This is a genomic window from Bradyrhizobium sp. AUGA SZCCT0222 (genome assembly GCF_018130205.1).
GTDB lineage: Bacteria > Pseudomonadota > Alphaproteobacteria > Rhizobiales > Xanthobacteraceae > Bradyrhizobium.
In genome coordinates this window covers 163,966-178,566 of sequence record NZ_JAFCLX010000004.1, presented here as the reverse complement: position 1 = coordinate 178,566, position 14,601 = coordinate 163,966, and the positions used below count along the sequence as shown (strand labels likewise).

The window sequence follows — 14,601 nt, the reverse complement described above, 5'->3', positions numbered from 1 at the left end:
GCGGAGTGCTCAGCGCTCGGCGTCCTTCACCAGCGCGATCAACTCATCGCCGTAATGCTCGAGCTTCTTGTCGCCGATCCCGGGGATGTTGCGGAGCTGGTTGAGCGTCGCGGGGCGGGAGGCGGCGATGCCGTCGATGGTCGAATCGTGCAGCACGACATAGGCCGGCACGCCGCGTTTGCGCGCAATCTCGGAGCGCCAGGCGCGCAGCGCGGCCTGCAGGCCGGCATCGGCGGGCGCACCTTCTCCGGTAGACCGTGGCGCCAGATCTCCGCGCCGTGATTTGGTACGGCTCGCGCGAACGCGGGTGCCTTCCGGCGCCTCACGCAGCATCACCGCGGTCTCGCCTTTCAGGACGCCGCGCGCGCTTTCTGTCAGCTTCAGCGCGCCAAAGGCTTCGCTGTCGGCGTGGAGGTGGCCCATGGCGACGACTTGCCGGATCGCGGCGCGCCATTGCTTCTCGTTGAGTTCGGCGCCGATGCCAAACACGGAAATCTTGTCATGGCCGAATTGCGTGACGCGCTCGGTCATGCGGCCGACCAGCACATCAATCAGGTGCATGGCGCCGAAGCGCTGTCCCGTGCGATAGGCGCAGGACAATATTTTCTGCGCGATCACCTTGCCGTCGAGAAGCTGTGGCGGTGAAAGACAATTGTCGCAATTGCCGCAATTGCCGGCGCTGACCGCTTCGCCGAAATAGCCGAGCAGGCGGCTGCGCCGGCAGCCCGCGGTCTCGGCGAGGCCGACCAGCGCATCGAGCTTGCCGACCGACACGCGCTTGAACGCGTCCGAGCCGGTGGATTCGTCGATCATGCGGCGCTGCTGCACGATATCGGACAGGCCATAGGCCATCCAGGCGCTGGAGGGCTTGCCGTCGCGGCCCGCGCGCCCGGTCTCCTGATAATACGCCTCGATGCTCTTCGGCAGGTCGAGATGCGCCACGAAGCGCACGTCGGGCTTGTCGATGCCCATGCCGAACGCGATGGTGGCGACGATCACGACGCCGTCTTCGTTGATGAAGCGATCCTGGTTGCGGGAACGCAGACCGGCGTCGAGGCCGGCGTGATACGGCAGCGCCGGCACGCCGGCCTTGTTCAATGCCGCGGCGGTATCCTCGACCTTGGCGCGCGACAGGCAATAGACGATGCCGGCGTCGCCGGCATGTCGCTCGCTGATGAAAGCCTTGAGCTGGGCGGGCGCGTTCTGCTTGTCGACGATCTCATAGCGGATATTCGGGCGGTCGAAGCTTGCGACAAAGCGCGGCGCATCGGTAAGTTTGAGCCGCTCGGCGATCTCCTGGCGCGTCAGGTCATCGGCGGTGGCGGTCAGGGCGATACGCGGCACGTCGGGGAAACGCTCTGATATGACGGATAGGCCGATATACTCGGGGCGGAAGTCGTGCCCCCATTGCGATACGCAATGCGCCTCGTCGATTGCAAACAGCGCGATCTTGGCGCGGGCAAGCAAACCGAGGCAGCGCGGCGTCAGCAGCCGCTCTGGCGCGACATAAAGCACGTCGAGATCGCCGCCCAACAGCCGCTGTTCCACGGCGTTGGCTTCCTCATACGTCAGCGTCGAATTCAGCACCGCTGCCCTGACGCCGGCCTCGAGCAGGCCGGCGACCTGGTCGCGCATCAATGCGATCAGCGGCGACACCACAATGCCGCAGCCTTCGCGCAGCAATGACGGCAGCTGGTAACACAGCGACTTGCCGCCGCCGGTCGGCATCAGCACCAGGCAGTTGCCGCCATCAGTGACGTGACGGACGATCTTTTCCTGCTCGCCCCGAAAGGCAGGCAGGCCGAACACGGAATTCAGCACGGACAGCGCGTCAGGGGCTTTGTCCGGCTTGCGGTTAAGGGCTGCTTCCATATCGGCTTCAAAACGGGGTCAACAGGCGGGAATCGGGGTGCGCGAGACGAACAATACAGGATTCAGGCGCCTTGGGGTGGAACTACTGATAGCTCGCCACGATATCCGACACCGCGCGTTCCAGCTGTTGCGCGGTCGCACATTGCCGCACCACAGTGCAGAAGGTCAAATAACGCGGCATTTCCGAGTCGCCCCAGCCCCAGGCCATGCGCCCTTCGGGGTTAAGCCACACCAGCCGCTTCGATCGCTCGCCGATACGGCGAAGGATATCCGCGCGAGGATCGAGATTGTTGCTGCGGGCGTCGCCGAGGATGATCACCGTGGTCTGCGGCGTGATAGCGTTCATCCATTCATGCTCGAAATCGGCAAAGGAATTGCCGTAATCCGATGAACCGAAGCCGACCTTGGACATGATCTCGGCCATCGCCTCTTCCGGCGATTTGGATTCCAGGATGTCGCTGACCTCGATCAGGTGTCCGGAAAAGGCGAACGAGCGGACGTCCGAGACCACTTCGTGCAGGCTGTGGATCAGCAGCAGGAAGAAATCGGACACCCGCGCCACCGAACCCGAGACGTCGCAGAGTGCGATGATTTTTGGCTTGTCGCGGTGGCGTCGTTTCCATGCGGTGAGGAACGGCACGCCGCCCCAGGCGGCGTTGCGCCGGATGGTCCGGCGCACGTCGAGATGGCCGCGACGCTGGCGCTTGCGCGGCTTGCTGTAACGCTCGCGCAGGCGGCGAGCGATCTGGCGGATCAGAAGCCGCATCTGCTCGACCTGACGCGGCTCGATCCGGGACAGCGGCGCGTTGCGCAAAATCTCGTTGCGCAGGTTCTCGGCTTCCTCGCGGCCGTACAGCATCAGCGCCTGCGAGACGGTCTCGCGCACGGTGTCGCGCAAGCCGTCGAGTGCTGCCTGCAGCCGTTCCGCGAGTGCGGGGTTGGTCGCCGTCAGCGCGTCGAGGTCGTCGCGCAGGCGCTGGATGCCCATCTGGTCGAGAATGCGGCCCGAGAAGATGCCGCGCTGCGTGAAGTAGCGGATGTCGGACAGATATGCGGCATTCGAAGCGTTGGCGATGGCAGCCGCCATCGCGTTGCGGTCCTGCGACAGCAGCATCTGCGCGAGCTGGCCGAGATCCTGCGCCTGGTCGCCGCCGTCGGCGTCGCCTGGCGTATCGGATGCCGCACCGGACTCCGGCGTGTCCGATTTGTCCGTCTCGCTGTCTTCGGGCGGCTGCGACGGTTCGGGCTGATCGAAGAACAGATCAAAACAGTCGCCGAGCGCCTTCTTCTCGTCTTGGGTTTTCGCGAGTGTCAGCAGGAACGTGTCGCGCAGCACGGTGCGGTCGCTGAAGCCGACCTTGGAAACCGCGCGCATCGCATCGATGCTTTCGGCCGGCGAGAGCCTGACGCCTGCGCCCCGCGCCGCACGAAAGAAGCGATGCAGGTTTTCTCTCATCCGCTTTATCCGAAGACGACGCTCTGCCGCGATGTCTTGGCGATGAAGGTGGATACCTGGGGCAGTGTGGCCTCGATATCCGCCTCGTACTTCAGCAGCACGTTGAGCGTATCCTTGACGATCTCGCTGCCGAGTTCGGGCGCCTGCAGCAGCACCAGCACCCGTGCCCAATCGATCGTCTCGCTCACCGACGGCAGTTTCTTCAGGTCGAGCGAGCGAACCTCGTGGATGAAGCCGACCATCTGCTTGCGCAGCGTCTGCGAGATGCCGGGCACCCGGCTTTCGACGATGCGCTCCTCCAGCTTCTGTTCGGGGAAGCCGATGTGCAAATGGAGGCAGCGCCGCTTCAGCGCGTCGCCGAGATCGCGTTCGCTGTTCGAGGTCAGGATCACGGTCGGCGCGGCGACCGCGGTAACAGTGCCAAGTTCCGGAATCGTGACCTGGAAGTCGCTGAGGATTTCCAGCAGCAGCGATTCGAACTCAGCATCCGATTTGTCGATTTCGTCGATCAAGAGCACGCAGCCGGCCGGCTGTTCCAGCGCCTGCAGCAGCGGCCGCGGTTCGACGAATTCCTTGGAGAAGAACACGTCGCCGAAATCATGCAATTGCGCCAGCGCGTCATGCAGCGTTTCGGCGCCGCCGAGCACTTCACCGAGCTTGTCCTTCAGGATCTGCGTGTACAGAAGCTGCTTGGCGTATTTCCACTCATAGAGCGCCTTGGCTTCGTCCAGGCCCTCGTAGCATTGCAGGCGGATCATCTTCAGACCGCGCCACGCCGCGATTGCCTTCGCAAGCTCGGTCTTGCCGACGCCGGCGGGACCTTCGACCAGGATGGGTTTTTCTATTTGTTGCGATAGATAGACCGCGGTCGCGATCTGCCGGCTCGCAATATAGCCCTGCGCGGCGAGGCCGCTTTCCACTGCCTCGATCGAGGCGGTCGGCCCTTTTTCAGCCACGGGTTTCAACTCCGAAATTCACGGGATTTCAGAGTGTTCTGCCTGCGTTCCCGGCAAAGAACAAGCCTCGTTTGGTCATACGGCGGCGGCAAATTCGGCTAATTCCGCCTAGCGCAATGTGAGCCCGGTCGCGGCCTCCAGCTCCGTGATCGCCTGCGCCGCATTGAGCACCTTGATCGTGGTCATGCCCATCTGCCGCGCCGGCTTCAGGTTGACGCCGAGATCGTCGAGATAGACGCAGTTTTTGGGATCGACCTGCAGCGTATCGATCATCATCTGGTAGATGCGCGGGTCGGGCTTGCGCAGGCCGATCTTGGCGGACTCGATGACATGATCGAACAGCACCATGACCTCGGCGACATAGAGCGACCGGCCGCTGCGGCTCCCGATCGCGTTGGCCGGAAGATTGTTGGTGATGCAGCCGGTCTTGAATTTGGCCTTCACGCGTTTGAGCGCCTCGACCATTTCGGGGCGCAGATCGCCCGAGAGCAGAGGCAACACATCCCTGCCGCGGACCTCGGCGCCCAGCGCCGTCGATTCCGTGGCGAACAGCGCATCGAAGGCTTCGATGTCGACTTCGGCGCGCTCGAATTTCGCCCAGGCGTTTTCCAGATGATTGGCGGCGTTGGTGCGCCGGATGATGTCGGCGGGCAACCCGCGTTCGGTCTCGAACCGCGAGAATGCCTCGAACGGCGAAGTGGTCAGCACCCCGCCGAAATCCCAGATCACCGCCTCGACCATTATTTCCCCGCCATATCAATACGCGACGGGGGAGCGGCTAACACGGAATGCCCTTCGGGGCCAGTCCGATCCGCGGCTTGGCGATGTCGGTTGGGCGGGGTATTGCATGCGGCCATGAAAGTGCTCGCTCGAATAATTGCCAGTCTTGCGCTGCTAGTGGTCGCGCCCGCTTACGCCATCGTGGGAGGTGGCGCGCCATCCGCCGACGGCGTCGGTCGTTCGGTCGTCACCATTGTCGGTTCCCGCGGCAATTTCTGCACCGGCGCGGTGATCGCGCCCAAAATCGTGCTGACCGCGGCACACTGCGTGCAGCCCGGTGCCGATTACAAGATCGTCGAATATGGCGCTGACAAGCAGCCGTCGTTGCAGGACGTCAAGAGCGTCGCCATTCATCCCGGCTTCAAGATGCAGGCGATGCTGGCGCATAGGGCGACGGCCGATGTGGCGCTGCTGCAATTGGGTTCACCCGTCAAAGGCAAGACGCCATCGACGCTCGGCATGCCCAATATTCCAATTCTTGTCGGCAGCCGTTTTACGATCGCCGGCATTGGCGTCACGATGCGTGGCGATGGCAAGAGCGGCGGCACCATTCGCGCCGCCGGATTGGTCGCAACCGGCAAGCCGGGGACGCTGCAGATTCGGCTGGTTGATCCCGTGAGCCAGGGCACGCGCGACGGGCTCGGCGCCTGCACGGGAGACTCTGGCGGTCCGGTGTTCGAGGACCAGCCATCAGGTCCGGCCATCATCGGTGTCGTGAGCTGGTCGACGGGACCCAATAGCTCGGCCGGTTGCGGCGGGCTCACCGGCGTCACGCCGCTGACGCTCTACCGCGACTGGCTGGTGCAGACTGCGCGGCAATGGGGCGCGGGGTTGTGATCCGGCCGTCATTGCCGGGCTTGACCCGGCAATCCATCATTCTTTGCATGAATCATTTTTAGATGGATGCGCGGGTCAAGCCCGCGCATGACAAGTGACTAATGCCCCGCCGCCTTGTTGGCGGCGGCGTTGTTGAGCACGATCAGGCCGTCGACGGCGACGCCGACTTTGCTGTTGATCAGGAACGGATTGACGTCGATCGACGCAATGCGGGTTCCCGCGTCCGCCATCAGATTGGATAGCCCGACCAGCGCCTTCACCGCGGAAGCTTCGTGCAACGCGGGCTTGCCGCGATAGCCTTTCATCTTGACGCCGGCCTTGGTCTTGCCGATCAGCTGCTTCGCCTCGTCGGCATCGAGCGGCGCGCCGGCAAGCGCGACGTCCTTCATCAGTTCGATATCGACGCCGCCGGTGCCGAACAGCACCACAGGGCCCATCTCCGCATCGAGCGAGGCGCCGACCACGAGTTCGAGGTCCGACTTGACCTGCTGCGCGATCAGAATGCCTTCGAGCTTCGGCTTGTTCTTCAGCTTCCTGACCCGCGCGGTGATGTCGTTGAACGCCTTCTTCACCTCGGCGGCATTGTTGATGTTCAGGACCACACCGCCGATGTCCGACTTGTGCAGGATCTCGGCGCTGACCACCTTGGCGACCACGGGGAAGCCGATCTTCTTGGCGATCTTCACCGCGTCCGCCGCGGTCTGCGCGATTTCTTCCTTTGAGACCGGAATGCCGTAGGCCTTCAGCAGTTTTTTCGAGGCGACTTCGTCGAGCGCCGCGGCGCCGTTGGCGCTCTTTAGCGTCTTCTCCAGCACCGCCCGGGCGGAAGCCTTCGAACTCGACGCGATCTCCGGTACCACTTTGCGCAAGCTCGCATATTCGATCAGCGACTTGATCGCGCCCACCGCGCGGTCAAGGCCCTGCATGACCGCGATGTTCGGCAGCGACTTGCGCAGGCCCTTGGTGAACTCGGTAAAGCCGATCGACATCGCGCTGATGTAGACCACGGGCTTGCTGGCGGCGCCCGCCATGTCGTTGACGATGCGCAGATTGCGCTCGCGCAGTTCATGCGGCGCCTTCGGCAGTTCGGCGTCGATGATCACGATATCGGTGTCGGGATCGTCGATCATGATCTTGATCGACTGCATGTAGACGGAGGGATCGACCACGGCGGCAAATCCGGCGTCGAGCGGATTGCCGACGATGCTGCCCGGTCCGAGCATCTTTGCGAGTTTCTCGGTCGCGTCCGCGCTCAGCGGCGCGAAGTTGAGCCCGGCTGAATCGAACGCGTCGATCAGCAGGCCGCGCTTGCCGCCCGACAGCGACACCGCGGCGAGGCGATTGCTCTTTGGCGGTTCGGCATGCACGAAACATTCGGTGGTCTCGATCAGTTCGTCGAGGCCGCGAACGCGGATCACGCCTTCGCGGGTCGAGATCGCGTCGAAGGTTTGGATCGAGCCGGCAAGCGCGCCGGTATGCGCCATCGCAGCCGCACGGCCGCCCTCGGAGGCGCCGAGCTTGAGCGCGATCACCGGCTTGCCGGCGGCGCGCGCGGCCTTGCAGGCCTCGCGGAACACCTTGGTGTTTCGTACCCCTTCGAGATAGACGACGATCACGCGGATCGAAGGATCGGCCGCGAAATACGCCATCAGGTCCGGCGTCTCCAGCCCGGTCTCGTTGCCGGTCGTGACCATGTAGCCGACGCCGACGCCGCGATCTTCCAGCGCCTGGCGGATCGCCATCACGATCGCGCCGGATTGCCCGGCGATCGCGACGGGACCGGCTTCCATGGTCACGATGCGGTCATCGATATTGGTGAACAGGTTTTCGCCCGCGCTCAGATTGCCGAGGCAATTTGGGCCGGTGACGGCAAGGCCGGTTTCACGCACCGCCTCTTTCAATTCGACCGCCAGCCGCTGGCTTTCGGCGTCCTGCAACTCGCTGAAACCCGAGGTGACGATGGTGGCGGAGCGGGCGCCGGCGGTTGCGGCGTCGCGGATCACCTGCACCGCGAAACGGGCCGGCACCAGCACCAGCACGTGGTCGGGTTTCTCCGGCAGGCTGGCGAAATCCTTGTAGCAGGGCACGCCCCAGATCGTTTCGCGCTTGGCGTTAACAGGGAACAGGTTGCCCTTGTATTGGTACTTGACCAGATTGTTCCAGATGCGCTCGGCGTAGTTTCCGGGCTTGTCGGTCGCGCCGACCAGCACGATGTTGCGCGGGTGCAGCATCGCATGGATGCTCTTGACGATGTCGCTGGCGTCGGTCGAGGGCGACCAGGTTTCGGCCGAATGCGACGCGTTGACTACCCGAGCTTCCATGGAGTGTGCCCTTACCTTGTTGTTTCCTTTGGCAAACGGCGATCTCGTGCGATCGCTTCGGCCATGCGTTTTCATTCTTTTTATTGAGACTTGAGGAGGGTGGCAACACGCGTTGACCCGATAGCGCCCTTCGCGCAGCGCACGATATCCCGGCAGGCGGAGTATTCATCGTCGCCGCGGGATTGACGGGCGGATGAACTCAGGGAACAGGCCCGATCATGGTGGCGTGCAGGAGATAGCGATCCGGCCCCGGCGTCAACGCCTCGAACGGCCAGCAGGTCGACAGCACCAGTCCATATCCGTCGCGCAACGGATCGATGCCCGAAGCGTCGAAACGAACGATCGAGGTCGAATCCGCGCGATATCGGAATTTCTTGCCGTCGCGGCGCGTGACGTCGATCTCGTCTCCGATGGCGACATTTTGCAGGAAGCGGAAGTGCGTATCTCGGTGCGCAGAGTAGACGGCCACACCGCGTTCGCCCGCATCGGGCGTGTTCTCGAGATGACCCGGCCCAAACGCGAGCGCCTGGCCGCTGCTGCCGGCCAGCGCGATGGTGCTGGCACGGATCCGCCTCACCTCGATGCGGGCCACCGGCCAGGTATCCGCCCATGACCACGGTTTTGTCTCGCGGCCGGTGGCGATGGTTTCGGTGAAGGCGCGCTCGAGCAGGATTTGCGCGAACAACGCCTTGGCGTGGATGTAGCCGCCCTGGCCGAACAGGATGAGGCCGGTGACGGCGAGCAGGAGAGGGAGGATGCGGCGCATTTGGATTCTTCATTCTGTAGAAGAGAAGTCCTCCGTCATTCCGGGATGGTCCGAAGGACCAGACCCGGAATCTCGAGGTTCCGGGTTCGATGCTTCGCATCGCCCCGGAACGACGATGCTTGTTTTGGAAAAAAGTCGCGCGCGCGACCCTGGGGGACGGAGGGCCGCGCGCGCATTCGGGAGGAGCTTGGGGGGCCTCCTCCGTCAAGGGGGCGTCAGGGGATCAACGCCTGGCGCCGATTGAACGCGAACAGGACAAGACTGAATATGAGGAAGATCACACCCAGGATCATTTTCAGCTCGGCGTCGGTCGCCGTCTTCGGGAGTTGGACTGGCGCTGCGGTGACGGCGGGGGCCGCGCGTTTCAATGCCGCAACCTGAGCCCTGGCCTCGCCGGCCTCGGCGCGACGTTCCGTCGGCGCGACCGGCAGAAGCGGGCGTTCACCGAACACCTTTGCGAAATCCCAACCGGCCGGCAGGTTGATCGGTAGTTCCGAGACCTTCAGCGGTTCGCCTTCGGGACGGCTCGGTGTCTTGTCGACCGCGACGAGACTGGTCAGCCGTGTCACCAGTTGATGATCGAGTGCGAGCGCGAGGATGGTCTTGTCGGCATCCTCCGGGCTCTCCTGCCGCGTGGTGCGCGCAACCTCGGCATCGGCAATCTTGCGCCGCGCCCATAGTTTCGACAGGCCCTTGCCCTCGGCCGCATTCGCCAGCGGAAGCGTCACCACCCACGGACGGTCGCCGATCCGGCCCTTGATCTCGACCGAGCCGGCGAGCTTGTCGAGCCTGGCGGCGAGGATCAGCGGCTCATCGCGGTAGAGGTCCGGGATCGCCGATGGCGTGATGTCGGCGGTGGCGTCGGAGAATTTGGCGGTGAGATTGGTCACCGCGGGATTCTCCAGCTTGGAAAACAGCCCGCGCATGCGCTCCTCGACCTGCTCCACCGAGCCGATATGGGTGAAGGCGCCGCGGCCGAGTTCGGCGGCACGCGTCATCAGATGGGTGTTTGGCGCGGAGCCGATTCCAACCATGAAGATGCGCGAGCGGCCGCGCAGCGCGTTGATGGTCTCGAACAATTGCTGCTCATTGCCGATCGCGCCGTCGGTCAGGAACACCACCTGACGGACATAGTTGGTATCGCCGCCGGGGGTCGTGTCGCTGAGTGCGGCGCGCATCGCCGGCACCATTTCGGTGCCGCCATTGGCTTGCAGCGCGCCGACGAACGAAGTGGCCTGACCGACACGCTCGCGGTCAGCCGGCACCGAGGCCGGGAACAGCATCTCCATGGTGTGATCGAAGCGGATCACGTTGAAGCGGTCGGTGGGCTGCAGGCGGCCGAGCGCGTAAGTGAGGCTGGCCTTGGCCTGGATGATCGAGACGCCGCCCATCGAGCCGGAATTGTCGATCACGAAGATCACCTCGCGCGGCAGAGGCTTCTTGTCGTTCTGCTCGACCGAAGGCGGTGTCACGAAGGCGAGCAGATAATCATTGCCGCCGACATGTTCGCGGAACAGGCCGACCGATGGCGCTTTCTCCGCGGCAGGCTTCCAGGTCAGCTCGAAATCGCGATCCGCCGGCACCGCGCCTTCGACGAGTTTGATGATGCGCGTGCTGCCGTCGGGGCTTTCGGTCTTGATGGTGTGATGATGGCTCTTGATCTCGCCGAGCGGGAAGCCGGCCTGCAGCCGCACCGTGATGCTGGTCGGATTGACCGGCGCGTTGGTCGCGGGGTCGAGCACGTGCGGAGAGATGCGGTCGCGGTCCGGAACAGGATCGGATTTGTTGGCGCCCCAGCCGCCGCCGGGCCGGAAGTCGACGCTCTGCACGACAGGTGCGGGATTATAGCGCGGCCCGATCACCATCGGCAGCCGCAGCGAGAATTCATTGCCGCTCTGTGCGACCTGCTCCTGATACTCGATCTGCACCAGCACGGTTTCGCCGGGGCCGATATTGGCGACCGAGTTGGTGAAGATGTTCGGCCGCTGCTGTTCGGTCAGCGCGGCCTTCTGTCCGTTGCGTGCCGCCTGCTCATAGATGATGCGGGCCTGTTGCCGCTCCTTGATGTCCCCGACGATGACGCGGTCGCCGACCACCATCTTCAGCGTATCGACGGCGCCGCCGGATGGCAGCGGATAGACGTAAACCGCCTCGACCCAGTCTTGTGTCGGGTTGCGGAAAACCTGCGTGACACGGGCGCGGACGGTGGGGCCGGACACGGTGATGTCGACATCGATGCCAAGCCGCGAGGCATCGGCGTAGCCGTCCTCGGTCTTCAGCAGCAGCGAACCGGAGCGGGCGTCGCCCGGCTTCAGGAAGGCGGTCTGCGTGCGCTCGGCGGACCAGGCCGGCAAACTCAAAAATAAGGCCGCAAATCCGATCAGGAGTGCGGCGGCGCCTTCAAAGGCGAAGAACAGTATTACGCGCATTTTGCGCGACAGGCGCGATCGCCTGTCGGGCTGGATTTCACCGCAAATCGTCATTTCCTTCACTCCGTGCGACGTGTTCGTCGTGGGAAGGAATCTCCGGTAACGCGCTGACTGGCGCGAGCGGAATGATCGGCATTGTTCAGCCCGACGCCAGCGCCGTGCGCCACGGCAGGAGCGGCTTTGTGCGGGTTTGTGATGGATTGTGCGTCTGGTAGACTGCCCAAACAGGCCGAACAGGGGTGACGATGCCGACGCCGGACAAGCAGCTTTCCGCCGAACAAAGCCGGCAGATCGCCGATACCATTCGGGAAGAGATCGCCCGCCGCCGCATCTCCCGCCAGTCGCTGGCCGAGCTTGCAAAACTCAGTCTTTCGACGCTGGAGAAGGTGCTCGGGGGCCGCCGTCCGTTCACGCTCGCGACCACGGTGCGGCTCGAACAGGCGCTCGGCGTAGCCCTGCGCAAGACCCCTGACGCGCCGGCGCCGGCCGCACCGGTTAATGGCGACATCGCGCCGGATGGGTTGGGCGCCTATTCGCGCCGCGCGGTGGCGTGGATCGAAGGCGCTTATGTCACGATACGGCCGTCGTTCGGCGACAAGGACGCGATCTTCGCCTACCTCACCGAGATTGTCTGGAGCGATGCGGCCTCATCGCTCGTATTCCACGAAGGCGAGCGGCAGGATGCCCTGTACACCCAATTCGGCGAAGTCGCGGTGCCGAACCAGTCCGGCCACATCTATCTCGTCACCAACCGGAACGGTCAGCATCGCCTGATCACGGTGGCGCGCGTGGCGATATCCGGTGAAATGTACGGCATCATCACCACGCTGCTGGCGGGGCGCGGTTCCATGCTGACGCCGATTGCTGCTCCGATCGCCTATGTGCCGATCAAGATGGTCGCAAACCCGAGTTTTGGGCGCATTTCGTCCGATAATGTCAATTATGCGCTGTATCGCGAGCGTCTGCGGCGGACGATCGACGAGCCGTTTGCCATGTTTTTACCCGGTTAACTGTTGCGCCCTTGTATTTGCCGCAATCGTCGCCTATATCCGGTCTATTCGAATTGTCGTTTGCCTTGTTGACTACGCCGACACCGGCCCATCCCCAAGACATCGTTGAAATCGGATCAAGCTCACGCGGAGGTCGTGTGAGCAAAGCGCATTTGCGCATCTTGGAGATAGTTACATGGCTACCGGAACAGTTAAGTGGTTTAACGCGACCAAGGGTTTTGGCTTCATTCAGCCCGACGATGGCGGAACGGACGTGTTCGTTCACATCTCGGCTGTCGAACGCGCAGGCCTGAGCTCGCTCAACGAAGGTCAGAAGATTTCGTTCGAAGCGAAGAAGGACCCGATGCGCGGCAAGACCAGCGCTGAGAACCTTCGCGTCGACTAACAAAGGTTGCTGATTACGGATTACCACGGATGTACTGGGATCCTTTAATCAGCCTCTGAGACAAGAGCCCGCCGGTGATGAACCGGCGGGCTTTTCGTTTTCCGTTTGTGCGCGCATGGCTACGAAGCAAGCGACTCTTTGTCGGTCGGCTTCAGCGCGCTGAAATTCTTTCGCAGCGTCGGCTTGTGAATCTTTCCCGTCGCATTGCGCGGCAGGGCCTCGACGAACTCGATCAGCCGCGGGCATTTGAACCGCGCCAGATTGGCCTGGCAATGCGCGTGGATCTCGTCGGCTGAGAGCGTATGGCCCGGCTTGATCGCGACGATCGCCATGCCGACTTCGCCCCATTGCTCGTTCGGGATGCCGATCACGGCGGCTTCGGCAATGGCGTTGAGTTGATGCAGCACGCTCTCGACCTCGGCCGGATAGACGTTCTCGCCGCCGGAGATGTACATGTCCTTCCAGCGATCGACGATGTAGTAGAAACCCTCTTCGTCGACGCGCGTGGCGTCGCCGGTATGCAGCCAGCCGTCGGTGAAGGATGATTGGTTGGCGTCCGGCCTGTTCCAGTAGCCCGGCGTGACGTTCGGTCCCTTGACCCAGAGTTCACCGAGCTCGCCGACATCGGCGTCCGACCCATCAGGACGAACGATCCGGACTTCCGTATGCAGCACCGGCTTGCCGGAGGAGCCGGCCTTGCGCGCGGCATCCTCCTTGTCGAGCGTCAGCACCGCGGGCCTGGTCTCGGTCATGCCGTAACCCTGCTGCAGGGCGACGCCGCGGGCTTCCCATATTTTCAACAGCGGCACCGGCATCGGCGCGCCGCCGACACCGCCGATCACGAGCCGGCTGAAATCGGCTGCAGCAAACGACGGATGCTGCGACATGAACTGGTAGATCGCAGGTACGCCGAAGAACTGGTTGATGCCTTGGGAGGGATCGCTGATCAATTGCAGCGCGAGCGCAGGATCGAACGCGCGCATGATCAGCACGGTGCCGCCGGCGTGCAGCACAGGATTGGTGTAGCAATTCAGCCCGCCGGTGTGGAACAGCGGCAGCACCGTGAGCAGCACCGACGACGGCGAGATGTACGCGGGACCGCCGAGATTGACGCAATTCCAGAACGTCATGCCGTGGGTGATGATCGCACCCTTCGGCTGGCCCGTGGTGCCCGAGGTGTACATGATGGTCGAGATGTCATCGAGCGTGACCATCTCCGCGCGATCGAGTGGTTTTGACGCCGCGATCGCCGCCTCATAGGAGCCACCAGGACCGAGCAGCAGTGCCGATGAAACGTTGCAGAGTTTGGCGACCGACAGCGCGACCTCGGCAAGATCGGTGTCGTGGATCATGACTTTTGGCGAGGCATCGCCGACAATGAACTGCAGCTCGGGAACGGTGAGGCGGGTGTTGAGCGGCAGGAACACGGCGCCGATCCGGAAGCAGGCGAACTGCACCTCCAGCGTATCGGTCGTGTTCAGCGCCAGCACCGCGACCCGGTCGCCGCGCGCGATCTTGAGTTTGTCGCGCAGATGGTTGGCGAGCAGCGAGATTCGCGCATCAAACTCCGCATAGGAAAGCCGGCGCTGGCTGGCGAGGTCGATCGCCGCGATTTTATCCGGCGTCCGGCGGCCGAAATGGGCGATCCAGTCATAATAGCGGACGGGCAAGGTTTCCTCCTGACGTCGCGCGGTTCTTGCGCCGCTGGTTTTGCTTGATGGCATTCTGTTTAGCAGATGAGCGGTCATAGGGGGATGTTGTCTTGCGTGGAGTGGCTGGGGTGGGGGCG

Annotated in this window: 11 protein-coding genes; 3 read left to right on the top strand and 8 right to left on the bottom strand. The window is 63.4% G+C overall.

Annotated elements, in window-relative coordinates; genetic code table 11:
* Positions 1–9 precede the first annotated feature (9 nt).
* The 4 genes from recQ to JQ629_RS05030 form a co-directional block, all read right to left on the bottom strand.
* Positions 10–1,872: a DNA helicase RecQ gene (gene recQ, locus JQ629_RS05045; protein WP_212411599.1), complete on the bottom strand. Its 1,863-nt coding sequence runs from the start codon at positions 1,870–1,872 to the stop codon at positions 10–12.
* A gap of 82 nt (positions 1,873–1,954) precedes the next feature.
* Positions 1,955–3,328, bottom strand: a complete 1,374-nt coding sequence (locus JQ629_RS05040) for a vWA domain-containing protein (protein WP_212411597.1) — start codon at positions 3,326–3,328, stop codon at positions 1,955–1,957.
* A gap of 5 nt (positions 3,329–3,333) precedes the next feature.
* Positions 3,334–4,284, bottom strand: coding sequence for an AAA family ATPase (locus JQ629_RS05035; RefSeq protein ID WP_212269384.1), 951 nt, complete (start codon positions 4,282–4,284; stop codon positions 3,334–3,336).
* 108 nt (positions 4,285–4,392) lie between these two features.
* A complete protein-coding gene (locus JQ629_RS05030; RefSeq protein ID WP_212411595.1) occupies positions 4,393–5,025 on the bottom strand; it encodes an HAD-IA family hydrolase in 633 nt (210 codons plus the stop codon).
* A gap of 114 nt (positions 5,026–5,139) precedes the next feature.
* Between JQ629_RS05030 and JQ629_RS05025 the strand changes: the two genes are divergently transcribed.
* The gene (locus JQ629_RS05025; protein WP_212411593.1) at positions 5,140–5,901 is read left to right on the top strand and encodes a S1 family peptidase; all 762 of its coding nucleotides are present in this window, start codon (positions 5,140–5,142) and stop codon (positions 5,899–5,901) included.
* 98 nt (positions 5,902–5,999) lie between these two features.
* Here JQ629_RS05025 and JQ629_RS05020 read toward each other — a convergent pair whose 3' ends face one another.
* The 3 genes from JQ629_RS05020 to JQ629_RS05010 form a co-directional block, all read right to left on the bottom strand.
* Positions 6,000–8,222, bottom strand: a complete 2,223-nt coding sequence (locus JQ629_RS05020; protein WP_212411590.1) for an acetate--CoA ligase family protein — start codon at positions 8,220–8,222, stop codon at positions 6,000–6,002.
* A gap of 199 nt (positions 8,223–8,421) precedes the next feature.
* Complete coding sequence (locus JQ629_RS05015; protein WP_212411588.1) at positions 8,422–8,988, bottom strand: class GN sortase; 567 nt, start codon at positions 8,986–8,988, stop codon at positions 8,422–8,424.
* A 215-nt stretch (positions 8,989–9,203) separates the two neighbouring features.
* Positions 9,204–11,417: a marine proteobacterial sortase target protein gene (locus tag JQ629_RS05010; RefSeq protein ID WP_249134835.1), complete on the bottom strand. Its 2,214-nt coding sequence runs from the start codon at positions 11,415–11,417 to the stop codon at positions 9,204–9,206.
* A gap of 245 nt (positions 11,418–11,662) precedes the next feature.
* On the opposite strand from JQ629_RS05010, the gene JQ629_RS05005 reads away from it, so the two are divergent.
* Both JQ629_RS05005 and JQ629_RS05000 read left to right on the top strand, forming a co-directional pair.
* Positions 11,663–12,427, top strand: coding sequence for a helix-turn-helix domain-containing protein (locus JQ629_RS05005; RefSeq protein ID WP_212411585.1), 765 nt, complete (start codon positions 11,663–11,665; stop codon positions 12,425–12,427).
* Positions 12,428–12,602: 175 nt separating this feature from the next.
* Positions 12,603–12,812, top strand: coding sequence for a cold-shock protein (locus tag JQ629_RS05000; RefSeq protein WP_192735591.1), 210 nt, complete (start codon positions 12,603–12,605; stop codon positions 12,810–12,812).
* 119 nt (positions 12,813–12,931) lie between these two features.
* Here JQ629_RS05000 and JQ629_RS04995 read toward each other — a convergent pair whose 3' ends face one another.
* Complete coding sequence (locus JQ629_RS04995) at positions 12,932–14,482, bottom strand: acyl-CoA synthetase (protein ID WP_212411584.1); 1,551 nt, start codon at positions 14,480–14,482, stop codon at positions 12,932–12,934.
* Positions 14,483–14,601 lie beyond the last annotated feature (119 nt).